The sequence below is a fragment of the Streptomyces brasiliensis genome (assembly GCF_014647875.1).
GTDB lineage: Bacteria > Actinomycetota > Actinomycetes > Streptomycetales > Streptomycetaceae > Streptomyces > Streptomyces brasiliensis.
In genome coordinates this window covers 1-1,325 of sequence record NZ_BMQA01000219.1, presented here as the reverse complement: position 1 = coordinate 1,325, position 1,325 = coordinate 1, and the positions used below count along the sequence as shown (strand labels likewise).

General features: G+C 73.1%; 1 protein-coding gene. It reads left to right on the top strand.

What is annotated here, in order from left to right; all coding sequences use genetic code 11:
* Positions 1-1,325 (top strand): acetyl-CoA carboxylase biotin carboxylase subunit (locus tag IEZ19_RS49840; protein ID WP_189317967.1); only part of this gene is annotated, 1,325 nt, incomplete at both ends.

Here is a 1,325-nt window from a genome sequence, read left to right as displayed (position 1 = left end):
GCGAGCGTGGCCGTCTACGCAGACCCGGACCGGGACGCTCTGCACGTCCGGGCCGCGGATGAGGCGTTCGCCCTGGGCGGTGACACTCCGGCCACCAGCTACCTGGACATCGAGAAGGTCCTCAAGGCCGCGCGCGAGTCCGGCGCGGACGCCATCCACCCCGGCTACGGCTTCCTCTCCGAGAACGCCGACTTCGCCCAGGCGGTCCTGGACGCGGGCCTGATCTGGATCGGCCCGCCGCCGCAGGCCATCCGCGACCTGGGCGACAAGGTCGCCGCGCGGCACATCGCGCAGCGCGCCGGCGCCCCGCTCGTGGCCGGTACGCCGGACCCGGTCTCCGGCGCCGACGAGGTCGTCGCGTTCGCCGAGGAGCACGGCCTGCCGATCGCCATCAAGGCCGCGTTCGGCGGCGGCGGCCGCGGCCTGAAGGTCGCCCGCACCCTCGACGAGGTCCCCGAGCTGTACGAGTCCGCGGTCCGCGAGGCCGTCGCGGCCTTCGGCCGGGGCGAGTGCTTCGTGGAGCGCTACCTGGACAAGCCACGCCACGTGGAGACCCAGTGCCTGGCCGACCAGCACGGCAACGTGGTCGTCGTCTCCACCCGTGACTGCTCCCTGCAGCGCCGCCACCAGAAGCTGGTCGAGGAGGCCCCCGCCCCGTTCCTGTCCGACGAGCAGCTCGCCGAGCTGTACTCGTCCTCGAAGGCCATCCTCAAGGAGGCCGGCTACGTCGGCGCCGGCACCGTGGAGTTCCTCGTCGGCACCGACGGCACGATCTCCTTCCTCGAGGTCAACACCCGCCTCCAGGTGGAGCACCCGGTCACCGAGGAGATCGCCGGCATCGACCTGGTCCGCGAGATGTTCCGCATCGCCGACGGCGAGCCCCTCGGCTACGGCGACCCGGCGCTGCGCGGCCACTCCTTCGAGTTCCGCATCAACGGCGAGGACCCGGGCCGCAACTTCCTGCCCGCCCCCGGCACCGTCACCCGCTTCGAGGCGCCGGCCGGCCCCGGTGTCCGCCTGGACGCCGGCGTGGAGTCCGGCAGCGTCATCGGCCCCGCCTGGGACTCCCTGCTCGCCAAGCTGATCGTCACCGGCCGCACCCGCGCCGAGGCCCTCCAGCGCGCCGCCCGCGCCCTGGAGGAGTTCCAGGTCGAGGGCATGGCCACCGCCATCCCCTTCCACCGCGCGGTCGTCAAGGACCCGGCGTTCGCCCCCGAACTGACCGGCTCCACCACCCCGTTCACGGTCCACACCCGCTGGATCGAGACCGAGTTCGTCAACGAGATCAAGCCGTTCACCGCCCCCGCCGACGCCGAGGCGGAGGA